General features: G+C 70.5%; 19 protein-coding genes. 10 read left to right on the top strand and 9 right to left on the bottom strand.

The genetic code is table 11. From position 1 onward, the window contains the following. Positions 1–861: 861 nt before the first annotated feature. Complete coding sequence (locus ABZX37_RS32095) at positions 862–1,776, top strand: serine protease (protein ID WP_354745906.1); 915 nt, start codon at positions 862–864, stop codon at positions 1,774–1,776. A 173-nt stretch (positions 1,777–1,949) separates the two neighbouring features. Here the strand turns inward: ABZX37_RS32095 and ABZX37_RS32090 are convergent, their stop codons facing one another. The 5 genes from ABZX37_RS32090 to ABZX37_RS32070 all read right to left on the bottom strand — a co-directional run bounded on the left by ABZX37_RS32090 (position 1,950) and on the right by ABZX37_RS32070 (position 7,022). Beyond that, entirely contained in the window at positions 1,950–2,507 is a 558-nt protein-coding gene (locus ABZX37_RS32090; RefSeq protein ID WP_354745904.1) for a DUF3558 family protein, read from the bottom strand. A 596-nt stretch (positions 2,508–3,103) separates the two neighbouring features. Further along, on the bottom strand, positions 3,104–3,919 hold the full coding sequence (locus tag ABZX37_RS32085) for a hypothetical protein (protein ID WP_354745902.1): 816 nt from the start codon (positions 3,917–3,919) through the stop codon (positions 3,104–3,106). Between the two features lie 94 nt (positions 3,920–4,013). Then, positions 4,014–5,540 carry a CehA/McbA family metallohydrolase gene (locus ABZX37_RS32080; protein ID WP_354745900.1) on the bottom strand — a complete coding sequence of 509 codons (1,527 nt, stop codon included), beginning with the start codon at positions 5,538–5,540 and terminating at the stop codon, positions 4,014–4,016. Between the two features lie 395 nt (positions 5,541–5,935). Then, the gene (locus tag ABZX37_RS32075; RefSeq protein WP_354745898.1) at positions 5,936–6,736 is read right to left on the bottom strand and encodes an alpha/beta hydrolase; all 801 of its coding nucleotides are present in this window, start codon (positions 6,734–6,736) and stop codon (positions 5,936–5,938) included. 124 nt (positions 6,737–6,860) lie between these two features. Further along, positions 6,861–7,022 carry a hypothetical protein gene (locus ABZX37_RS32070; RefSeq protein ID WP_354745896.1) on the bottom strand — a complete coding sequence of 54 codons (162 nt, stop codon included), beginning with the start codon at positions 7,020–7,022 and terminating at the stop codon, positions 6,861–6,863. 167 nt (positions 7,023–7,189) lie between these two features. On the opposite strand from ABZX37_RS32070, the gene ABZX37_RS32065 reads away from it, so the two are divergent. Further along, positions 7,190–7,711, top strand: a complete 522-nt coding sequence (locus ABZX37_RS32065; protein ID WP_354745894.1) for a 2'-5' RNA ligase family protein — start codon at positions 7,190–7,192, stop codon at positions 7,709–7,711. Here the strand turns inward: ABZX37_RS32065 and ABZX37_RS32060 are convergent. The 3 genes from ABZX37_RS32060 to ABZX37_RS32050 are packed head-to-tail and all read right to left on the bottom strand — an operon-like array spanning position 7,653 to position 9,785. Further along, positions 7,653–8,729 carry a hypothetical protein gene (locus tag ABZX37_RS32060; protein WP_354745892.1) on the bottom strand — a complete coding sequence of 359 codons (1,077 nt, stop codon included), beginning with the start codon at positions 8,727–8,729 and terminating at the stop codon, positions 7,653–7,655. The genes ABZX37_RS32065 and ABZX37_RS32060 overlap by 59 nt on opposite strands. Positions 8,730–8,736: 7 nt before the next feature. Continuing rightward, positions 8,737–9,345, bottom strand: a complete 609-nt coding sequence (locus ABZX37_RS32055; protein ID WP_354745890.1) for a hypothetical protein — start codon at positions 9,343–9,345, stop codon at positions 8,737–8,739. Continuing rightward, on the bottom strand, positions 9,342–9,785 hold the full coding sequence (locus ABZX37_RS32050; protein ID WP_354745888.1) for an XRE family transcriptional regulator: 444 nt from the start codon (positions 9,783–9,785) through the stop codon (positions 9,342–9,344). The genes ABZX37_RS32055 and ABZX37_RS32050 overlap by 4 nt, the downstream gene beginning before the upstream one ends. Positions 9,786–10,019: 234 nt before the next feature. On the opposite strand from ABZX37_RS32050, the gene ABZX37_RS32045 reads away from it, so the two are divergent. Both ABZX37_RS32045 and ABZX37_RS32040 read left to right on the top strand, forming a co-directional pair. Further along, positions 10,020–10,964, top strand: a complete 945-nt coding sequence (locus tag ABZX37_RS32045; protein ID WP_354745887.1) for an NAD-dependent epimerase/dehydratase family protein — start codon at positions 10,020–10,022, stop codon at positions 10,962–10,964. Then, a complete protein-coding gene (locus tag ABZX37_RS32040) occupies positions 10,961–13,135 on the top strand; it encodes a glycosyltransferase family 2 protein (protein WP_354745885.1) in 2,175 nt (724 codons plus the stop codon). The genes ABZX37_RS32045 and ABZX37_RS32040 overlap by 4 nt, the downstream gene beginning before the upstream one ends. On the opposite strand, the gene ABZX37_RS32035 is transcribed toward ABZX37_RS32040, so the two are convergent. Continuing rightward, the gene (locus ABZX37_RS32035) at positions 13,065–13,571 is read right to left on the bottom strand and encodes a GtrA family protein (RefSeq protein WP_354745883.1); all 507 of its coding nucleotides are present in this window, start codon (positions 13,569–13,571) and stop codon (positions 13,065–13,067) included. The genes ABZX37_RS32040 and ABZX37_RS32035 overlap by 71 nt on opposite strands. Before the next feature lie 187 nt (positions 13,572–13,758). On the opposite strand from ABZX37_RS32035, the gene ABZX37_RS32030 reads away from it, so the two are divergent. The 6 genes from ABZX37_RS32030 (at position 13,759) to ABZX37_RS32005 (ending at position 22,232) form a co-directional block, all read left to right on the top strand. Beyond that, positions 13,759–14,916, top strand: a complete 1,158-nt coding sequence (locus tag ABZX37_RS32030) for an NAD-dependent epimerase/dehydratase family protein (RefSeq protein ID WP_354745881.1) — start codon at positions 13,759–13,761, stop codon at positions 14,914–14,916. A 147-nt stretch (positions 14,917–15,063) separates the two neighbouring features. Further along, the gene (locus ABZX37_RS32025; RefSeq protein ID WP_354745879.1) at positions 15,064–16,377 is read left to right on the top strand and encodes an SWIM zinc finger family protein; all 1,314 of its coding nucleotides are present in this window, start codon (positions 15,064–15,066) and stop codon (positions 16,375–16,377) included. Continuing rightward, on the top strand, positions 16,374–17,816 hold the full coding sequence (locus tag ABZX37_RS32020) for a DUF5691 domain-containing protein (RefSeq protein ID WP_354745877.1): 1,443 nt from the start codon (positions 16,374–16,376) through the stop codon (positions 17,814–17,816). The genes ABZX37_RS32025 and ABZX37_RS32020 overlap by 4 nt, the downstream gene beginning before the upstream one ends. Further along, positions 17,813–18,898, top strand: a complete 1,086-nt coding sequence (locus ABZX37_RS32015) for an AAA family ATPase (protein WP_354745875.1) — start codon at positions 17,813–17,815, stop codon at positions 18,896–18,898. Before ABZX37_RS32020 ends, ABZX37_RS32015 begins: the two co-directional genes overlap by 4 nt. Continuing rightward, positions 18,895–21,075 (top strand): DUF5682 family protein, encoded by a 2,181-nt coding sequence (locus tag ABZX37_RS32010; protein WP_354745874.1) that lies wholly within the window; start codon positions 18,895–18,897, stop codon positions 21,073–21,075. Before ABZX37_RS32015 ends, ABZX37_RS32010 begins: the two co-directional genes overlap by 4 nt. After that, positions 21,072–22,232 carry a VWA domain-containing protein gene (locus ABZX37_RS32005; RefSeq protein WP_354745872.1) on the top strand — a complete coding sequence of 387 codons (1,161 nt, stop codon included), beginning with the start codon at positions 21,072–21,074 and terminating at the stop codon, positions 22,230–22,232. The genes ABZX37_RS32010 and ABZX37_RS32005 overlap by 4 nt, the downstream gene beginning before the upstream one ends. Positions 22,233–22,281 lie beyond the last annotated feature (49 nt).

Here is a 22,281-nt window from a genome sequence, read left to right as displayed (position 1 = left end):
CCGTTCTTCCCACCCCTGCGGGGGGGGCTGTTTTTTCGCCGGCGTCATCTCCGTCCTGGGGGCGGGTCCCGTGTCGACCCCCGGGGGGGGGGGGGGGCGCCCCCCCGCGGCGCCCCCCCCCCCCCCTGCCGGAGGGCCACGCCACCGATTGGGCAAGCCCGTGGCCGAGCGCCCGCGGCCCGGCCACACCAGGCGAATCGACCGCGCCGCCACACGGACGACCGCCAACCCGGGGGCCGGGCACAACTTGGCCAAGGACACGGCCCGGCACGAACCGCAGCCGGGGCACACCAGGCGAATCGATCGCGCCGCCGCATGGACGATCGCCAACCCGGCCGGACACAGCTCGGGCAAGGACCACCCAGCGCGAACGGCAGCCCGACCACACCTGACGAATCGACCGGCACGCCACACGGACGATCGCCAGCCCGGCCGAACACCGGGCGTCGTCGCGACGGGTCACTGCCTCGCGCTGGCCGTGCCCGGCTCGGACCGGTCACGTCAACCGCCGAGCGGTCAGATGCTCGGCGCGTCCGTCCGGGTGACGACCCCATCATCCGAACAGAGCGCCAACACGGACGACAGCCCGGCTCGGCGGAGTCCCGCAGGCTGCCCGCGCAACAGGCGAGTGACCGGCCAGTCCCCTAGCCCGGCCGGTCACCCCTGCCTGCGGCAAAGGCGCCGCGAGACGGGACGTCGCCACCTCGCGGCGCACCCGCTCACCCACCCCCGCCAGGGTGGAAAATTCCGGGCGCGGCAGATCGAATTCCCTGCTGTGAGGCGATGTGCAAGCGCTGTGAGGTTGCTGTGCATCCGGCCGCACGGGATGCCTGGCGGGCGTCGGCATGGTCATCTTGAAGCGTGAGAGTCAACGTTTCCCGGACAGCGCTGATCGTCTGCGCGGCGGCGGCGATCGTCGCGACCGGCGGTGCCAACGCCGTCGTCGACACCGCCGACGTCACCGCCCCGGCGAGCCAGCCGAGCGGCACGGGCACCCCCGCCGTCTCGACCGGCGATGATTCCCGCGGCACGGCGGCGACCCCATCGACCGGCGACACCGGCACGCCGCGCAGCGCTTCCGCCACCGGCGACACCGGCACGTCCCCCAGCGTCTCCGCCACCGGCGATACCAGCACGTCCCCCAGCGCCGCCACGACCGGGACGGCGAGCCGGACCGTCGGCGCGCTTTTCTCCGGCGGCAACCACTTCTGCTCGGCCAGCGTCGTGCACAGCCCGGCCGGCGACCTGCTCCTCACCGCCGCGCACTGCGTCAGCGGCGACGTCTCCGGAGTCACCTTCAAACCCGGCTACCACGACGGCATCGCGCCGTACGGCACCTGGCAGGTCACCGCCGCGATCACCGCCGACGGGTGGAAGTCCTCGTCCGATCAGGACCTCGACTTCGCGTTCCTCAAGGTCGCCCAGCCCGGTTCCGCGAGCCTCGAAAGCCTCACCGGCGCCAACCAGCTGGGCACGAACCAGGGCTTCTCGCACACGATCACCCTCACCGGCTACCCCGACGGCACCGAGCAACCAGTCGTCTGCACCGGCACCACCACCCAGTCCGACGCCTTCCAGCAACGAGTCGCCTGCCCCGGCTTCCCCGACGGCACCAGCGGCGGACCGTGGGTCATCAACCAAGACCCGAACACCGGAACCGGCACCGTCATCGGAACCATCGGCGGCTACCAAACCGGCGGCGCCACCCCGGACGTCTCCTACAGCGCCTACTTCGACGACGACATCGCCCAGCTCTACAACTCGGCGATCAGGTGAATTAAGCCCGCCAGCAGCTTTATCCGTCGCGGGAAACACCGACGCCGACAACCTGCTGGCCCGCTGGATCGACGGCGAGGTCACCAGGTACGTCGACTCCGGCGCACAGCTCGGCAGGGAAAAGATCCTCGTCATCCCGAAGCAGCCCTGCGACAGACAGCGCGCTGCCGCCGCTAGCCGGGGATTCTCGCGGCGGCGGCCTCCGCGACCCGCCTGGCGAACGCGCAGTTCTCAGTCTGGTCCAGCGCATCGGAAACCGGAGTCGCGTCGACGCTCAAGTGGGCCAGCGGGCGCAGATTCACGAGGACGTCGCAATTCATCGGTGTCTGCAGGAACGCGACCACCTTGGCGTCGCGCCCGCGGATCTGTTCCCGGCTCACCTCGACCTTGGTGAAGTAACTGGTGTCTTTCGGGAAGTCGGCGTCGTGAAAGGCGAGGTCCAGCTGGGTGTCGTCGCCGGTCCACCGGCATCGGGCACGGCGGCTGCCGCCCATCTTGTACGGCCGGTCCCAAGCCTCGCTCGGACCGGCCAGGCCCAGGGCTTGCTTGTCCTCATCGGTCAGCAAGGCGCAGAGATCCGCGCCGGTGAAGGTCCTCGCGGACGGTGACGTCGACACGCTGCTGGGCGGAGGTGCCTGGCTCGCTCCGACGCTGTCTTCCGGGGAACCGCAGGCTGCGAGAGACGCCAGAACGGCCGCGGGAAGGAATCGCACCGGTCGCGTTCTGCTCATTCTTCCGCCTTCGACAGTGAATACCTGAAACTGGCAATCCAGATGTCGTGCTCGGCGGCCATTCAACCACGCCGCCGAGACGATCTCCACTGCGTTGCGTTAGAGCTGTCCTGCCAGGATCTTGTTGACGCAAGGGCAAATCACCAGCGCGCGAACGATGGCGTTTCCGTCGAAGCGCCGGAGGTGCACAACGGTTTTTACTCGCGGCCGAATTCACCGAAATAATTGCCCAAGCCGCCGGATCCAGCTGCACAAAGAATTGAATGCCACGGATTCGCCCGGCGGCGCGAGCCGATGCATGGCCGAGACTGCGAGCACGGGAACCGAAAGTGCCGTGGCAGCGGGCCCTCTCAGAGCGCAGTGCTCCTGCCGAGGACGTCAGTTGCCAGCGCCCCGGCGACTGCTGTCGAAGTCCTCGTGCGACCTGACCGACGTACCGTCGGCACTTGACCGGATACCGGTGTTTCGCGGCGTTCGGGAGGCGCAGCAGCCTTTAGCCCGGAGCGGTCGGACGCTCAGCGGGCTGCCAGCGTCCGCACGAGGTCCGCCGAGCGGCTGGCCGATTCGAGCCGTCAACGGCGGCCTGGCCGCTCCGATCAGCCCGAGCTGGGCGGGGCGACCGGCGCCTGATGCAGCGAGAGATTCTGCCCAGCCTTCTCATCCGCCGCCCACGCGCCCGACTCCGCGGTCCACGTCTGACCGGCGAAGCTCACCCGGTCCACGCCCAGCTTCGCCGCTCGGGCCACCAGCCAGCTCGCGATTCGCCAGCCTTCCGCGGCCGGGTGCGCGCCGCTCAACCGAGCTGTGCCCAGTTCGGCGTTCGCGACTGCCACCAGATTTGCCGGCGGGCTGAGCGTCAGGTTGCGGCAGGTCAGGGCCGCCGGGTGCTGGCCGGTCAGTGCGCCGGTCAGTGCGGTGGCTTCGTCTTCCCACTGGGCGTACGCGTCGGGAGCGCCGGAGCGCTGCACGGCCTGCGCCGCTTCGGTGATCGGGATCGTCTGCCAGTTGTCGAGTTTCGCCAGCTTCTTGTAGAACTCCGTCGCCGAGTAGACCGGGTCCTGGAGCTGGTCAGGCGTGCCCCAGCCCTGGCTCGGGCGCTGCTGGAACAGGCCGATCGAATCCCGGTCGCCGCCGCTCAGGTTGCGGAGCTTCGACTCCTGCAGCGCCGTCGCGAGGGCGACCGTGACCGCGTGCGAGGGCAGGCCCTGTTTGACGCCGACGGCGGCGATGATCGCGGCGTTGTTCATGGGGTCCGGCTGCAGCGTGTACTGCGGCGCGGAGGCGTCGTTCGGTCCCTTCGGCAACGCGACAGTGCAGCCGGGGGTCTTCACCTCGTCACTGCTCGAGAACATGACCACCACGACGACCACCGCCGCGAGGGCCACGACGACCGCAAGAATCGCCGCTCGCACGCCACACCCGCGCACCCGTGCCCGCCCTTCCCCACTGCCCACTTTAAGTGCACAGTCTGCCCGGACGTCTCGGCCGCGAGACGCTCGGGTCGGGTCAGCCGGCGTCGGGCGCGCCCAGGAAGACCGGGTTCGACATGGCGACCATGGCGTTCGGTGTCGTGGTCTTCGGGCCGCCCGACGGACGCCGCACCTCGACCCGGACCCAGCGGCTGTAGCGCGGGTACGTGGTCCACGTGACGGTCGCGGTGCCGGACTCCGGGACAGTTTCGCTGTGCTCCGGGCCAAGCTGGTCGAGGAAGGTCACGGTGGTGCCGGGCACGCCGCGAACGACCGCGCGCACCTCGATTGGCGTGCCGGTGCCCGCGACGAGCCGTCCGCCGATGCCCGCGGTGCGGCCCGCGCCGGAGACGGAGAAGTCGAGCTGCACGTCCTTCGATTCGGCGAGCCAGGACCGGCCTGCTTTGAGCCCGGCGAGCAGCTCGGCGCGGCCGAGCCGGTCTGCCTGGACGACTGTGTGCGGGAGCGCGACGGTCTGGTCCGGGTTGTGCGCGTCGGAATCGCCGATCGCCGGGATGAACCGGCCGCCGCGCAGCAGGCCGTCCCAGTGCGTGACGCTCGCTTCGTCGTCCGCGGTCCACGGGCCGTTCCAGACCTCGACGAGATCGGCGATCTCGTAGGCGAATTCGTAGGTGCAGCCGAAGCAGTTCGCGAACGGGTGCGCGGCGGTGACGAGCCCGCCTGCCCGGTGCACCTGGTCGGTGAACCGCCGGAAGTCTCGCGGGTCGGACGCGCGGTAGCGCCAGTCGATCCACGTTCCGGCCGGGACGCCGATCGCGGGCCAGTGCCCGGACCGCGTGGTGACCTCCTCGCCGTTCAGGATCAGCAGGTCGTCGGTCGCGTAGTTGCCCCACACCAGCTGCGAGCTGGACGTGTTGTGGTCGGTGGACACGATGAAGTCCAGCCCGGCCGCCCGCGCGTCCGCGACCAGCTGCTCGGGCGTGCGCCTGCCGTCGGAGTGGACGGTGTGCAGGTGCGAGTCGCCGCGATACCAGGACCGGCCGCGGTCGCGCGCGGGCGCGGTCTCCGGGGCCGGGTTCGGCTGGAACGGCTTCGAGGTGTCGCGACCGAACGTCAGCGTGATGTCGACGCGGTAGTTCAGGCCCTGCGGCGCGACCGTGTACGGGCCGAGGACGACGTGCCAGCGGCCGGGCGTGATCGGTCCGGCGAGGTACCCGGGCGTCGCCTCGGCGGCGCTGATCGAGAACCGGTCGCGGAAGCCGCCGGACCAGCCGCGGAAACCCCGGCGGGTGCCCAGTTCGTGTCCTTCCGGCCCGAACATCCCGATGTCGCAAGCGTTCCCGCGCGTTCCGGCGGGCACCGACGGCTTGTCGTAGGAGTACACGACGTCGATCTGCTTCACGCCGCGCGGCACGTCGACCGGGAGGTAGTACCAGTCGGGCACGTCCGGGCGGAAGGTGCCGGTGACGGTCTTCGTCTGCTGCCCGGCGCCGGGCGCGGACTCGGCGAACGAGACGCCCGGCACCATGCTCATCGCCGCACCCGCCGCGACGACGCCGCCGGCCCGGAACAGGTTGCGCCGGTTGAGTTCCCCAGTGGCCATGCCTACCTCCGCAGCAAAGAAGTCGCGCCGACGCTAGCCGCCGGAGCAACCCCCATCAACGACGCTGCGGTGAACACTCGGTGCCTCGCCTCGCGCGGCATCGACGTCCTCAGCCCGCCGATCCGTGCCTCGAGGAGAGGCTAGCGACCGGCGAAGCAGGATCACCTATCCCATAAGGAGTAATCGCGCACCAACCCACGCGCTCGCCGCCGAGCAGCGGACCGTGCGCGCTCGGCCAAGCAGCGCACCGCGCTCACCGCCGAGCAACACACCATGCGCACACCGCCGAGCAACGCACCACGCACACACCGCCGAGCAACACACCGCGCGCTCACGGCAAAGCAGCGCACCGTGCCCACCGACGCAAACGCGACGACCGCGAACCTCACCCCGCCTCACCGCACCGCACCACTCCCCTCCACGACCCGGTCCAGCCATTCCTCCACCAGCGCCTCGAACAACACCGACTGCTCGAACTGCAGGTTGTGCCCCGCCCGGTCGAGCACCGCGTAACTCGCCCGCGGATAGTGCCCCAGCAAGCCGTACGGCTCGGCGAATCCCGTAGCCGAGTCCTGCCGCCCGCACACGATCAGCGCCGGTTTCCGATACTCCGGACCGCTTTCCGGGTCGACCGACAACGTCCAGCCCGCCAGCATCCGCTGCAGCGCGCTCCGGTCGGCGACCGCCAAACCGGGCGCGACGTCCGCCCGGAACCGCGCCAGCGTCTCCGCGGACTGGACCACCGCGATGTCCCCGTACTCCGCCGCCTCCGCGGGATCGAGACTTTCCAGCAGTTCCGGATCAGCGCGCAGCACCTCGTGGTCCGGCACGTCCCGCTCCAGCACCGGCACCGGACGCCCGACCGGGCACACCAAGGCCAGCCCGGCCACCTGCGCGGGCCGCGCGCGCACCAGCCCCCGTGCCAGATAACCCCCGTACGACTCCCCGACCAGCAAGAACGGCTCGTCGCCGATCAGGTCGTCCACCAGGTCCTCCAGCGCGGCGACGAGGTCGTCCGACCCGCGCGCGGACCCGGCGGGCGACTCGCCCATCCCGGGCAGATCCGGGTAAATCCGCCGGAATCCGGGCCGCCGCGCGAAGACCGGCTCGAGACAGCCGGTCATCAGGCGGTGGTCCGGCATCCAGCCGTGCACGGCCAGCACCGGCGTGCCGGAACCGTGTTCGACGTAATGCATCGTTCCCTCCCTGTCAGCCGGACACCGTTGTACCGCACGGCACCGACAATTCCGGGACACGGCGGCCGGGAGGAGGGGGCGCCGGCCGCGGGAGGCGCGTATTCCGGGAGAATTTCCCGGAAAGTCAGCCGCGGGAGCTGATCAATTCTCTTTCGGGTGCCGGGCGCCCCTGCGCGGGACGGCGCGGAACACAAGCCAGCAGAAGGAAACCTGCCACGACGCCCAGGAGCACGTGGCCGGCGACGGCGCACAATCCGCACAATGCGGTCCATAGGACGATCTTCATCCACCGAGTGTAGGACCGCTAAGAATCGCCGACGGCGGACTTGGGGAAGACTTAGGGTTCGGTTAAGCAGAATTCCCCGGAAGAAGCACAACGGAAAGGGTTGCCTTTCCTTTCCGGCTCGCGAGGGGCCCTTCCGGCGCGGCGAGGGCGTCCGGCAGGATCGGGCCGTGCCCACGCCCGGAACCAGCGCGCTCGTCGTCACGCTCCCGTCCGCCGCCGTCCTGCTCGAAACCGCCGCGGCCGTCGACCCCGGGCTCGTCCGGCCCGGCCTTCCGCCGCACGTCACCGCGTTGTACCCGTTCCTGCCCGCCGACCGGCTCACCGAGCAGACCGACGCCGACATCCGGCAGCTCGCCACCAGCTTCCCCGCGACGGAAGTGCAGCTGACCGACCTGGTCACCGCGCCCGGATTCGTCGCCGCGGCCGCCCCCGCTCTCCAGCCCCTCGCCGACGCCGTGTGCGATCACTGGCCCGAAGCACCCCCGTACGGCGGCCGTTTCGGCGCGCACCCGCCAGCACATCTCACGATCGCTCTCGGCGGCACCGACGACCAGCGCGCCGAGGTCGCCGAACGGGCGCGAGCCGCGCTGCCGATCACCGCGCGGGCGGAAACGCTGCATCTCGTCGTGCTCACGGAGCAGGGTTGGCAGCTCCGGCTGTCGGCTCCGCTCGGAACGCCTGCGCGATAGCCCGCAGCCGAGCCACGTCAGCAGCGAAAGCCGTCTCCCCAGACGGTTCCGCGGGCTCGTCCGGCACCGCCGCGGCCGAACTGCGCAACACCTGCGCGGCCGCGTTCGGCGACAGCTCAGGCCCGACGCCGGACAGCAACAGCCCGTCGTTGATCTCGCTCATCATGGTCAACAACCGCTCTCGGCCGGTCCCCGAAGCGTCGTCAAGGCGGACGACGTCCGGGTACCGCGAAGCCAAGTGCTCGCGAAGCGGCCGCAGCACCGACCGCGTCCGTGCGTCGCGCACGGCCCGTCCCAACGCGGGCAACGCTGGCACCGTCAGCCCCACTACGATCAGCAGCACCGAAACCGCGGGGAAGCCGACCGCGAGCGTGCACCTCACCGTGGAAAACGCGCCGCGGCACAGCTTCGTGACCGGATGTTCGGCAGTCAGATCGCTGATCAGATCGACGATCTTCCCGACCAGGTAAGCGAAAGCGAACACACAAGCCACGAGCATGATGCCCAGCCCGGCCCGCAACGCACCCGTACCCGCGCGCACCGCGCCTGCCGACACCACAGCGATGTCCGCCACCGCGAAGCCCAGGTACAGCGTGTACACAACGATGTACACGACCAGTGACGGATTAGACCGGTACAGCTCGTCGAAGAGCCCGACGCCCGTCGGCAGCCCGCGCGTCGCGAAGAACGACGCAGTAAGCACGACAAGCGCGACAATCAACGCCCCGAGCCGCGCGCGCCGTCGACGCTCTGCCACGCCACCGATCTCCGCGACAGTGACTTCGATGCCGTACGCAGCCACCATCGTCGCGAGATTCGACAGTAGCCGCCCTAGGCTCGGATACAGCTGGCTCTCGATCGCCTGCGCACTGTCGGCGAGCAAGCACAACGCGACGCCGAGGGCGATCAAGCTGGTCGCCAGCCCCGCACCCGCGCCAGTCCGCCGCGCTCGCACCGCGCGCCAGATCCCGGCCGCGAGGGCGAGCAGGCCGACCCCGAAGAACAGAACGTCGATCATCCGCGCGCTATCCCAGCAGCGACGCGAAGCGCCGCGCGCGGTCCGCGGCCGGGCCGGAAGCGCCTGGCCGCAACTGGGCGGCATCCTCGGTGGCGGCGCTCATCAGGAACACGGCAATGAGCTCCGCTTCGTACTCGTCGGAATTCGTGGTGACGCGGGTGAGCAGATGCGACAGCAGGTGCGCGCTGAGATCAGGCGCGACCGTCGCCGCTTCGGCGTCAGTGAGCACGCATTCGCCGCGATGGCCGCACAGCAGATGCGCGATTTCGTGGGCGATGATGTGGTCCTGGTGCAGCGACGACGTGCCCGCCGCGTATGCGATGAGGTCGAAGTCTTCGCGGCGCTGCCACGCACCGGAGGGCTGGCCGGGCGCGTAGTCGACCGCGATCAGGTCGATGTCGCGGCCCCAGTGCCGTTCCAGCCGGTCGAGCCACGCGTTCATCGACCACGGCCGCGGCGCGGGCACGTGCCGCAGCAGGTCGCGCACCCGGTCGCGGGCGCGCACTCGCACGGTCGGGTCGATGTCCCCTCCCGAGGCGATCGGCGGCTGGACCAGCCTCGTGCACCAGGGGGTCCCCGGCGCTCCGGCCGTCGCCAGCATAGCCGCCCGGCTCACTCCGGCTTGCGTCCGCGCCGGGTGCGATCGCGTCCCTCGGTGTAGCTGTCGAGCTGGTCCATCAGGGCGGAAACAGTCCGCCGGTCGCGCTCGGAAAGCCGCATCGCGCGCTGCGCCAGGTCGCGGGCCTGGGTGTCGCGCCAGGCGACGACATCGGCGACCTGCTCGTCCACCCGGCCGGCGACCTCGTCGTCGAAGAAGTAGGTGACCGGCACGCCGAAGAACCGCGCGAGCGCCTGGATGTGCGAGCGCTTCGGGTCGCGCCGGGCCCCGACGGCCAGCTGCTGCACGTGCGTGGCCGACATGCTGACGCCGGTGACGTCGGCGACGCCCTGGGCGATCTCGCGGTAGGAGTAGGGCTTGCGGTCCGGCGGGTGGACGGTCGCGATCAGGTGCGCCAGCCGCTGCGCGAAGCTGCGCTCCTCCGCCTGCTCGGCCATGCCGCCCCCACCACCGTTCCGTCTCCGTAACAGCGTCCAGCATAACCGTCCCGAAAACTTGACACCAGCCGTCCCGTTCCAGCTACACTCGCCCCGCGCATCGTTTAGAAAACTAAACACCGGGATCCGCGTGCGGTCGCTGGGGGTGACCGCACGCGGTACCGCGCAAGTTGGTGTCTGTCCGAGCGAGGGACGCACAAGTGACGCACAGACTGCGGAGGTAGGTTGTGCGCCATGACACTCCCCCACAGTCCCGAAAGGACACCCGTCGTCGTCACGGGCGGCAGCGGCTTCATCGGGCGCGCTGTCGTGCGCGAGTTTCGTGAGCGCGGTTATCCGGTCACGGTCGTCGACCGCGTGCGCTACGAGACGACGGACGAGGGAGTGCGCGTCGTCGTCGGAGATCTGCGTGCCGCCGAAACCCGCGAAGCAGCTGTCGAAGCAGGCGTCGGCGGGATCGTGCACCTTGCCGCGCTGACGTCCGTGCTGAAGTCAGTAGAGCTGCCGCGCGACACGTACGCGGAGAACGTCGCGGTGACACAAGAACTTCTCGAACTGTGCCGCGTACGCGACGTACCGCGATTCATTCTGGCTTCTACGAACGCAGTGATCGGCAACGTCGGCACTAACACCATCACAGTCGACCTGCCCACGAAGCCGCTTACGCCATACGGCGCGACGAAAGCGGCCTGCGAGATGCTGCTGTCGGGCTACGCGGGCGCGTACGGAATCACGACGTGCGCGCTGCGCTTCACCAACGTGTACGGGCCCGGCATGTCGCACAAAGACAGCTTCGTACCGCGCATGATGCGCGCGGCGTTGAATAATGAAGGCGTGCGTGTGTACGGCACCGGTGAGCAGCGTCGCGACCTCGTGCATGTCGACGACGTCGTACGCGCGATCGCGCTCGCGTACGAGAGCGGCTACACCGGCCGCGCGATCGTCGGCGCCGGACATTCCGTGTCAGTGCTGGAAATGGTCGAGACTGTGCGCGCGGTGACCGGGGCCGAGCTGCCGATCGAGCACGTGCCCGCGCCCGCCGGCGAGATGCCCGCGGTGGTCGTGGACGTGTCGGCGAGCGCCGAAACCATCGGCTACCAGCCGGAAATCACCCTCGCCGACGGTCTCGCCACCGCCTGGAAGTACTTCTCCGGACTGGACCGGGCCGAGGCGCAGTGACCGGGTTCCTCCGCCGCCACGCGTTCCTGCTGGTGCTCCTCGCCGCGGGAACCACGCTGCGGGTGCTGTCCTGGATCGCGTACCAGCCGGCGCTGCTGTACATCGATTCCTTCCGGTACCTGGACAATCTGCACGGCCTGCGCGCCGACGGGATCAACCCGGTCGGCTACGACCTGCTGCTGAAGCCGTTGCTCGCGGTCGGCGGGCTGTCGTTCGTCGCCGCCGTGCAGCACCTGGCCGGGCTGGCGATCGCGGTCGGGATCTACGAGCTGGCCCGGCGGCTCGGCGCGCGCAACTGGGTGAGCGCGCTGGCCGCCGCGCCGCTGCTGCTCGACGCGTACCAGGTGCAGATCGAGCAGAACATCATGGCCGAGGTGCTGTTCGAGGCGCTGCTGTTCGGGCTGCTGTGGCTGGTGCTGGCCAGGGGAAAGCCGAACTGGCGGCGGATCGCGCTGGCCGGGCTGGTGATCGGCTTCGGCGTGCTGGTGCGGCTGATCGGCATCACGATCGCCGCGCCGTTCCTGCTGTACCTCCTCGCCGCGGGCAGCGCTTGGCGTTCGTGGCGCGGCTGGCGCAACGCCGGGATCGGGCTTCTCGCGATCCTCGTCGTGGTGGTCCCGTACGCGGCGCAAGTCAAGGCAGAGACCGGAAAATGGGGGTTGAGCGGGCCGTCCGGCAGCATGCTCTACGGCCGCACCGCCGCCGTCGCGGACTGCGCGAAACTCCAGCTCGACCCGGTCGTACGGCAGTTCTGCCCCACCGAACCGGTCGAGAACCGGCTCGTCGACAACTACACGCACGCCGATCTCGACCCGGCGTGGCCCGGCCCGCTGCCGCCCGGCGCGGACAAAGGCGCGCTGGCGCGCGAATTCGCCATGACGACGCTGAAAGCGCAGTGGTGGGACGTCGCGACGTCGATCCTCGGCGACTTCGGCAAGAGCTTCCAGTTCACCCGCTACACCGCGGCCAACGACGTGCCGATCGACCGGTGGCAGTTCCAGCTGACCTACCCGCAGTTCGCCGATCCCGCCGCGATCAAGGCGGTCACCCAGCAGTACGACGGCACGGATCCCAAGGTCAACGAGCCGATCGCGGTGTTCCTGCGCGACTACCAGATCAACGGCGGGTTCGTGCCCGGCGCGGTGCTCGGGTTCTTCGCGCTGCTCGGTCTGTTGACCGTGCTGCGGCGCAAGAAACCCCGGCACATCGCGCGCAGCGGCGCGCTGTTCGCTGCCGGCACTGGGTTGTTCCTGCTGTTCTCGTCCGCGGTGTTCGAATTTTCCTGGCGCTACCAACTGCCTGCGCTCGTGCTGTTGCCGGTCGCCGGTGCGCTCGGGTTCACGACGCTCACTGTGGCAAGCCGTCGTCGCCTCGGCAGTTATCCCGACACTGTCGACGAAGGCGCGGTCGCGGACTTCCACGACCGGCATCCCGGCGCGAAGCTCTCCGAGCTGACCGTGGTGATCGCCGCGTACAACGAAGCTGACGGCATCGGTCAGGTGCTCGAGAAGATGCCCGACGAATGTCTCGGGCTGCCAGTGGACGTCCTGGTGGTTGTAGACGGCGGTACGGACAACACTGCGGCCATCGCGGAAGACCATGGCGCGTACGTGTGCGTCGCGCCGACTAACCGCGGCCAGGGCGCCGCGCTGCGCCTCGGATACCACCTCGCGGCCGAGAACGGCGCGAAGTACATCGTGACGACCGACGGCGACGGTCAGTACGACAACAGCGAAATGGCCGAACTCCTCGCGCCGCTTCTGGACGGCACGGCGGATTTCGTGACCGGCTCCCGGCGGTTGGGGCACGAAGAGGCCGACAGCCGGATGCGGTGGGTCGGCGTGCGAATGTTCGCGTGGCTCGCTTCGGTGCTCACCTGGCGGCGGATCACCGACACGTCGTTCGGATTCCGTTCGCTGCGCGCGGAACTCGCGTGCGCGATCCCGCTGAACGAACCGCAGTACCAGTCGTCGGAACTGCTGCTGGGCGCGACCGCGAGAGGCGCGCGCGTGCTCGAACGGCCGATGAGCATGCGGCTGCGCAAGGCGGGCAAGAGCAAAAAGGGCGGCAGTGTCGTGTACGGCGCGAACTACGCGCGGGTCATGACAGGGACGTGGTGGCGGGGGTACGTGCTGCGCCGCGGCCGAAAACGAACCGGTCGAGCATCGTGAACTTCGCGACGAACACCAGCGCGTAGCTGAGCACGTACGCCGCGTCGAGCAGCACGACCCACCAGAAGTGCGGCAGGTGCAGCGGCGCGAGCAAGTGTCCGGCAAGCGTCGTCAGGCCGACCGAGGCGAGACCGCCGAGCGAGATGACGAGGACGTAGGGCAGCAGCTCGCGGCCCACTTCCGGACGGCCGCGACGGCCCCATACCCAGCGCCGGGTGAGGAAGAAGTTCAGCACCGCCCCGGCCGCGAACGCGCACGCGCTGGCGAGCCACGGGGCGCCGTTCGCGGCGAGCACCGCGATCAGCGCGGCCTGGCTGAGCAGGGTCGCGGCCACCGAACTGGCGGCCGCGCGGACGAACCGGGCCAGGCCGCGGCGGCGCGGCTTGGGCGATTCTTCCGTCGTGCGGGGGTTCGCCGGGTTGGTTACCGTCGTCATGTCCCCAGTCTCCCCTCGGGCCGCGGGCTTCGCCGCGCGACCCCCCGGCCCACAGCGGATTCACAGCTCACTGCCAGCCGAACATCAGCGGTCGGCGATTAGGTTCGGATCTGCCACGCGACACCGCGTGCCGTGTTACAACAAAAGGCCGCGTTTGTCGCGAAGACGAAAGGAAAGGGTGCTCTGGATGCGAGTGCTGGTTCTCGGCGGTGACGGTTACCTAGGCTGGCCCACTGCGCTCCACCTGTCGGACAGAGGCCACGAAGTGGCGGTTCTCGACAACTTCGCGCGGCGCCAGTACGACGTGGAACTCGGCGCGGAGAGCCTGGTCCCGATCGAAGACCTGAGCACCCGCGCCGACGCGTGGCACGCGGTGTCCGGAAAGCGGATCGAACGCTACGAAGGCGACCTGCTCGACGCGGAATTCCTCTTCGACGCGGTGCGCGATTTCCGTCCTTCCGCGATCGTGCATTTCGCCGAGCAGCGGTCCGCGCCGTATTCGATGATCGACCGCGAGCACGCGGTCTACACGCAGCACAACAACGTCGTCGGCAACCTCAACCTGCTGTACGCGATCGCCGAGATCGACCCGGACATCCACCTGGTCAAACTGGGCACGATGGGCGAATACGGCACCCCGAACATCGACATCGAGGAAGGCTGGCTCGAGGTCGAGCACAACGGCCGCCGCGACCGGATGCTGTACCCGAAGAAACCGGGCTCGTTCTACCACCTGTCGAAGGTCCACGACTCGCACAACATCGAGTTCGCCTGCCGGATCTGGGACCTGCGCGCGACCGACCTCAACCAGGGCGTCGTGTACGGCCAGCAGACGCCGCAGACCGCGCTCGACCCGCGCCTGGCCACGCGGTTCGACTACGACGCGGTGTTCGGCACGGTGCTCAACCGGTTCGTCATCCAGGCCGTGCTGGGGCAGCCGCTCACGGTGTACGGCAAGGGCGGGCAGACGCGCGGGCTGATCGACATCCGCGACACCGTCGAGTGCATCCGGCTGGCCGTCGAGAATCCGGCCGGGCGCGGCGAGTTCCGGGTCTTCAACCAGATGACCGAGAGCCTGTCGGTGCGGGAGATCGCCGAACTCGTCGCCGACCGCTTCCCCGGGCCGGTGCAGATCGAGAACCTGGACAACCCGCGGGTCGAGCAGCCGGAGCACTACTACCACGTCAAGCACACCGGGCTGGTCGGGCTGGGGCTGGAGCCGCACCTGCTGTCGGACACGCTGATCGAGTCGATGTTCGACATCGTGGGGGCGAACAAGCACCGGGTGAACGACGAGCGGCTGCGGCCGACGGTGCGCTGGCGCGGGGCGGTCGAAGCGTCCTGACCTCGGGCTGGGCCGTTCTGGTCTCGCGCCGGGAAGTCCTGTGCTCCGCCTCGTTCCGCCGCCGTCGCGGAAATTGTCGGTGGCGGGTGGGATGCTCTTCGGGTCAGCCCCTGCGGGGGTCGGAACCGGGAGAGCGGCAAGGAAAACGTGGGGGACGAAGCAGCGGCGCGGTGGAGCCCGGAGCGGGTGCTCGAACTCGCGCCGGACGCCGCGTCGGCGAAAGCCGGGCGCGGGCAGGCGGCGCCGGCGAAGTGGTCGGACGCGGGCGCGTCGGGCCGTGCCGTCTGGGGCGCGTGCCAGGGCAGCGGGAAGCGGCCGTACCAGACGACGGTGGAAACGGCCGGGCCCGCGTTCCGGTGCACCTGCCCGAGCCGGAAGTTCCCGTGCAAGCACGCGCTGGGGTTGCTGCTGCTCTGGTCGGAGGGGCAACTCCCCCGCGCGGAGGAGCCCGGATGGGTGCACCAATGGCTCGACGAACGGGCCGCGCGAGCGGAGCGGGCCGAGAAGAAGACGGACGCGCCGAAGGACCTCGAAGCGGCGGCGAAGCGGGCGCAGGAGCGGCTCGCGCGCGTCACCGCCGGGGCCGCTGAGCTGCGCGGATGGCTCGCCGACCGGGTGTCCGCCGGGTTCGCGACGTTCGAACGCGGCGGCACCGACGAGCTGTACACGGTCGCCTCGCGCATGGTCGACGCGCAAGCTCCCGGGCTGGCGAACGGCCTGCGCCGGGCCGCCGCGCTGGTCGGCCGCGGCCGGGACTGGCCGGATCGGCTGCTGGCCGAGTTGTCGCTGGTGTACGTGCTCGCGAACGCGGCGAATCGGCTGGAAGCGCTGCCTGCCGGGCTCGCCGACACCGTCCGGACCCGGCTCGGATTCTCGGTAAGCAACGCGCAGGTGCTGGAGTCCGGTGAGCGCGTGCCGGATCAGTGGCTGGTCACCGGCGCGATCGACGAGGAACAGGACTCGCTGCGCAGCAGGCGCACGTGGCTGCGGGGCAAACGCAGCGGCCGGGACGCGCTGGTGCTGTCGTTCGCGCCGCCCGGGCGTCCGCTGGACAGTTCGCTGCCGCCGGGGTTCGAGGTCGCGGGAGAGCTGGTGTTCCATCCGGGCGCGGTGCCGCTGCGGGCGGTGTTCGACCATCGCGAGGAACCCGCAGTTCCGGTGAGCGGACCAGTGGGCGGCACTTGCGCTTCGGCGCTCGCCGACCATGCCGCCGCGCTCGCGGCTGACCCTTGGCTGGACCGGTGGCCGGTGCTGCTGTCCGACCTCCGCCCGGCGCGGCACGGGGGCGGCTGGGCACTGTCCGATGTAGACGGTGCGGCTCTGCCGTTGGTGCCGGCAGCGGATCCTTGGCCGTTGCTGGCCCTCGCGGCTGAGCATCCGGTGACGGTGGCCGCCGAATGGACGACGACGGGGTTGCGGCCGTTGAGCTGCTGGCACCGAGACGGGATGGTGCGACTGTGACCACCTGGAACGACCTCGTCGGCACCGTCCTGCTCGGCACCCGCCGCAGAACCCTCGACCCCGCCGGATTGCCGCCCGGGGTAAGGGAAATCGCCGAACAACGCACCGAACCCGCCGACCAGGCGCTCGTCGCCGCGGCGGCGTACACCGGCTATCGGCGCGCCGGGCAGCAACCGCTCACCGGCATCGAACCCGAACCCGCCGCAGCAGCGGACGACCGGCCGTTCATCCCGGCCGTCGCGCGGGCACGGCTCGTGCACCTGCTGTCGGCCAACCGGCCGGAACTGGTCGAGGAATGGCTCACCACGGTGGCGGGCAAGGGATTCCGCGTCCCGGCCGACCGGCTGCCCGCGCTGGCCGACGCGGCGCGGACCCGGGTGTCGCTGCGGGCGCCGCTCGCCACGGTCGCCGGGCCGGTCGGGGCGTGGCTCGGCGAGCGGAATCCGGAGTGGGCGTTCCTGGTCGCCGCCGCGGACGACACCAGCGACAACGCCTGGCAGTTCGGCACCGCCGCACGGCGGCAGGCCTGGCTGGAACGCGTGCTCGTCGCCGATCCCGCCCGCGCGCGGGAGACGCTCGCGGCGGCCTGGGGCAACGAACCGGCCGACGTCCGGGCGACGTTCCTCTCCCTGCTCGGCGAACATCTCGCCGACGAGGACGAGTCGTTCGTCGAAGCCGCGCTCGGCGACCGGGCGGCCGGGGTGCGCGAGATCGCGTTGCGGCTGATCGGCCGATACCCCGATTCCGGCTCCGGCGAGCGGATGATCGAACGGCTGCGCGCCTGCGTCACCGTGCGCAGCCGCGCGCTGCGGGCCGACGTCCTCGAATTCACTCCGCCCGAGCCGGACGACGGCCTGATCCGCGACGGCATCCGCGTCCCGGCCGGTCCCGGACAGGGCACCGCCCGGCTGCGCGCGATCATCGCCGCCGCTCCCCTGCGGTTCTGGGCCGAGTACGGCAGCCCGGGCGAACTGGCCGGGATGCTCGTCGAAGGCCCGCCGCTGAACGTGGTGCGCGAAAGCTGGGCCACCGCCGCGCTTCGGCAACGCGACGAGCAATGGGCGCAAGTCCTCGTGGAGGCCGAACCGGGCGGACGCAGCACCGCGGCGCTCATCGGCGTGCTGTCGCCCGAACAGCAGGCCGCCACGGTCGCGAAGCTGACCCGAGGGCTGCCGGTCGAAGCCCTCACCCGGCTTATCCTCGACCTTCCGCAGCCGTGGCCCGCAGCGCTCGGCACGGTGCTGCTCGACTGGGTCGCCGGGCAACGCGACCATCGACTGGTCGCGCACGCTGCCGCGCTGATCGCGAAAGCCGTGCCCGTCGCCTGCCTCGGCCACCCGCTGGCCGAGATCCCGCTTCCCGGCGAGGCCGCCCCGTGGCGGCGCGCAGTCGCCGAAACCCTGTCCTTCCGCCGTGAAATGCACAAGGAGCTCGCATGACGTCCCCCGTCCTCCGGCCGCACGCCGAACAGGAATACGCCGGCGAACTGGCCGCTCTCGCCGCGGCCGACGACCGGGCGAAGCCGCCTTCGTGGCGGCTTTCCCCGTGGGCGGTCGTCACCTACCTGCTCGGCGGGAAACTCGACGACGGCACCGAAATCAGCCCGAAGTACGTCGGCCCGCGGCGGCTGATCGAGGTCGCGGTCGCCACCCTCGCCACCGACCGCGCGCTGCTGCTGCTCGGCGTGCCGGGCACGGCGAAAACCTGGGTGTCCGAGCACCTCGCGGCGGCGATTAGCGGCGACTCCACGCTGCTCGTCCAAGGCACCGCGGGCACCTCCGAGGAGCAGATCCGGTACGGCTGGAACTACGCGCGGCTCATCGCCGAAGGGCCGAGCGACCAGGCGCTGGTCGAAAGCCCGGTGCTGCGCGCGATGCGGGACGGCAAGGTCGCGCGGCTCGAAGAACTCACCCGCATCCCCGCGGACGTGCAGGACTCGCTGATCACCATCCTGTCCGAGAAAACGCTGCCGATCCCCGAACTGGGCGCCGAGGTGCAGGCGCGGCCCGGGTTCACGCTGGTGGCCACGGCGAACAACCGGGACAAAGGCGTCAACGAGCTGTCGAGCGCGCTGCGCCGTCGGTTCAACACCGTCGTGCTCCCGCTGCCGGACACCGCCGAGGCCGAGGTGGACATCGTCCGGCGGCGGGTCGGGCAGCTGGGCGCCGCGCTGTCGCTGCCCGCCGAAGCCGCCGATCTCGCCGAAATCCGCCGTGTGGTCACGGTTTTCCGCGAACTGCGCGCGGGTCGAACCGAAGACGGCCGCACCGCGGTGAAAACCCCGTCGGGCACGCTGTCGACAGCGGAAGCGATCAGCGTGCTCACCGGCGGACTCGCGCTGGCCGCGCACTTCGGCGACGGCGTGCTGCGCGCGCAGGACGTCGCGGCGGGGATTCACGGTGCGGTGGTGAAGGATCCGGTGGCCGACAGCGCGATCTGGAGCGAGTACCTGGAAACCGTCGTGCGCGAGCGGGAGGGCTGGGCCGACTTCTACCGGGCAGGCCAGGAGATCGCCGGATGACCACTCATCTCCTCGGGATCCGGCACCACGGTCCCGGTTCGGCGCGGGCGGTCGCCGCCCGGCTCGCCGAGCTGGAACCGGACGTGGTGCTGATCGAGGGACCGCCGGAAGCGGACCAGCTCGTCGATCTCGCCGCGGACGACGACATGCGGCCGCCGGTCGCGTTGCTGGCCTACGCGTCCGACGACGTGTCGCGCGCGGCGTTCTGGCCGTTCGCGGTGTTCAGCCCGGAATGGCAGGCGTTGCGGTACGCCGCCGCGGCCGGCGTCCCGGTGAAGTTCTGCGATCTCCCGGCCGCACACCAGTTCGCGCTCGGCGAGGAACGGACCGCGCCCCGCACCGACCCGCTCGCGGAACTCGCCGCGGCGGGCGGCTACGACGATCCGGAACGCTGGTGGGACGACTTCGTCGAGTCCCGCCGGGGCGGGGAATCGCCGTTCGAGGTGATCGCCGACGCGATGACCGCGCTGCGCGAGGACGACCGGCCGGACGATCCGCACGAGCAGCGGCGCGAGGCGTACATGCGGAACGTGCTGCGCAAGACGCGGAAGGAAGGCTACGAACGGATCGCCGTGGTCTGCGGGGCCTGGCACGTGCCCGCGCTGGCCGATCCGCTGCCTCCCGCGGCCAAGGACCAGGCTGTCCTCAAAGGACTCCCGAAGCGGAAGGTCGTGTGCACGTGGGTGCCGTGGACGCACGGCAGGCTCGCGTCGGTCACCGGCTACGGCGCGGGCGTCCGCTCCCCCGGCTGGTATCACCACCTGTTCAGCACCGCCGATGACGTCACCACCCGGTGGCTCACCGCCGTCGCCGGAGTGCTGCGCGAGGAAGACCTGCCCGTCTCGACCGCGCACGTGATCGAAGCCGTACGGCTGGCCGACACGCTGGCCGCGCTGCGCGGTCGGTCGTCGGCCGGGCTGGCCGAGGTCGACGCCGCCACCCGCGCGGTCCTGTGCGGAGGCGACGACGTCCAGGCCGACCTGGTCACCCGGCGGCTCGTGGTCGGCGAGCTGCTCGGCGAGGTGCCGGAGACCGTTCCGCAAGCGCCGCTGGCCGCCGACCTGATCGCCACCGCCCGGCGGCTCCGGCTCAAACGCGAACCCCAAGCACGCGAACTCGACCTGGACCTGCGCACCCCCGGCGGCCTGGACCGCTCCCGCCTGCTGCACCGCCTGCAGATTCTCGGCATCCCCTGGGGCGAACCGGAACTCTCCTCCGTGCGGAACAAAGGCACCTTCCGCGAGACCTGGACACTCTGCTGGGAACCAGGTTTCGAGGTCGACCTGGTCGCGGCCGCCGTCCACGGAACCACCGTGCCCGCCGCCGCCACCGCGGTCGTGCGCGAAACCGTCGCCGAATCTCCCCCGCTCGCCGACATCACCGCCGCGGTGGAACGTTGTCTCCTGGCCGACCTCGGCGACGCCCTGCCGGAAACCCTTGCCGCACTGGACACCCGCGCCGCCGCAGACGCAGACGTCGCACACCTCATGACGGCCCTGCCCCCGCTCGCGCGGGCAACCCGCTACGGCGACGTCCGCGGCACCGACACCGCACGGCTGCGAGAAGTCGCCGACCGGATCCTCACCCGGGTCTGCGCCGGGCTCCCGCCCGCCGTCCACGGCATCGACGAGGAGGCCGCCGCGCAATTCTGCGAACTGGTCGACGACGTCCACGAAGCCACCGACCTCCTTGGCGACGCCTCCCGCGACCGCTGGTTCGCCGCCCTCGGCAAGCTGTCCGCTCGCGACTCCCTGCCGCCGCTGCTGGCAGGCCGCATCGTGCGCCTCCTGCACGACGCCGACCTGCTGGACGGCGCAGAGGTCGAACTCCGGCTGGGCCGCATGCTCACCCCCGGCATCGCACCGACGGACGGTGCCGCTTACGTCGAAGGCTTCTTCTCCGGCGGCGCACTCCTGCTGGTCCACGACGAACGCATGCTGCGCGTCGTCGACACCTGGCTGACCTCGATCCCGCCCGAGGTCTTCACCGAGATACTTCCCTTGCTGCGCCGCACTTTCGGCGCCTTCGCCGGTCCGGAAAAACGCGCGATCGGCGAACGCGCCGCCACCCTGTCCGGCACTCGCCGGGTCGAGTCGACGGTCGCCGAAGACCTGGACGAAATCCCCGCCGCAACCGCCTTGCCGGTCTTCGCCACCCTCCTGGGAGCCGCCTCGTGACCACCGACCCCGAACGCCTCCGCCGCTGGCGCCTAGTGCTGGGCGGAGACTCCGACGGCACCGGCCACGCACTGTCCGAAGGGGACACCGGCGTCGACAACGTGCTGGCCGCCCTCTACGACGAGCGCCCCAAAAACTCGCGCGGCAGCGGCGGCCGCAGCGGCGGCCTGCAAGCCTCCGCGCCCCGCGTCGCGCGCTGGCTGGGCGACATCCGGAAATACTTCCCCGGCTCGGTCGTGCAAGTCATGCAACGCGACGCCGTAGACCGGCTCGGCATCACCCGGATGCTGCTGGAACCGGAACTGCTGAGCGCCGTGGAACCGGACGTCCATCTGGTCGGCACCCTGCTGTCCCTCAACAACGTTTTACCGGAGGAGACAAAGGAAACCGCCCGCACCGTCGTGCGCAAGGTCGTCACGGAGCTAGAGGAACGCCTGGCCGAACGCACCCGAGCGGCAGTGCGCGGCGCCCTGGACCGCGCGGCCCGCACGCAACGCCCCCGAGGCGCGGACATCGACTGGAACCTCACCGTCCGCCGGAACCTGAAACACTATTCTCCCGACCTGAAAACCATTGTGCCCGAACAGCTTTTCGGCTACGGCCGCCGAGAACAAAGCGTCCGGCGCGACGTGATCCTGGCCGTCGACCAGTCCGGCTCGATGGCAGAATCCGTGGTGTACTCCGGCGTCTTCGGCGCGGCCCTGGCCTCGATGCGCGCCCTGAGCACGAAATTCGTCGCCTTCGACACCGCCGTCGCCGACCTGTCCGACCACCTGGACGACCCCGTCGACGTCCTGTTCGGCACCCAGCTAGGAGGCGGCACCGACATCAACCGCGCGTTGGCGTACTGCCAAGGACTGGTCGAGCGCCCCGAGCAGACGCTCCTGGTGCTCATCAGCGACCTGTACGAAGGCGGAGTACGTGACGACCTGCTGCGCCGAGTCGCAGATCTGGTCGGTTCCGGGGTGCAGGTGGTCACGCTGCTGGCGCTGTCAGACTCCGGAGCGCCGTTCTACGACCACGAGAACGCCGCCGCACTCACCGAGCTGGGGGTTCCCGCCTTCGCCTGCACGCCGGACCTTTTCCCGGACCTGATGGCAGCCGCACTCCGACGGGAGGACCTGAGCCGCTGGGCCGCTTCAGCCACGGCCCAGTGACCTCTCTCCCGCTGAACGACCTGCCCCGATCGCGGCCACCCGCCTTCCC

The sequence above is a fragment of the Amycolatopsis sp. NPDC004079 genome, assembly GCF_040610415.1.
Lineage (GTDB): Bacteria > Actinomycetota > Actinomycetes > Mycobacteriales > Pseudonocardiaceae > Amycolatopsis > Amycolatopsis halotolerans.
The sequence above is the reverse complement of the archived record's forward strand: the minus strand, read 5'-3'. Positions and strand labels throughout refer to the sequence as shown.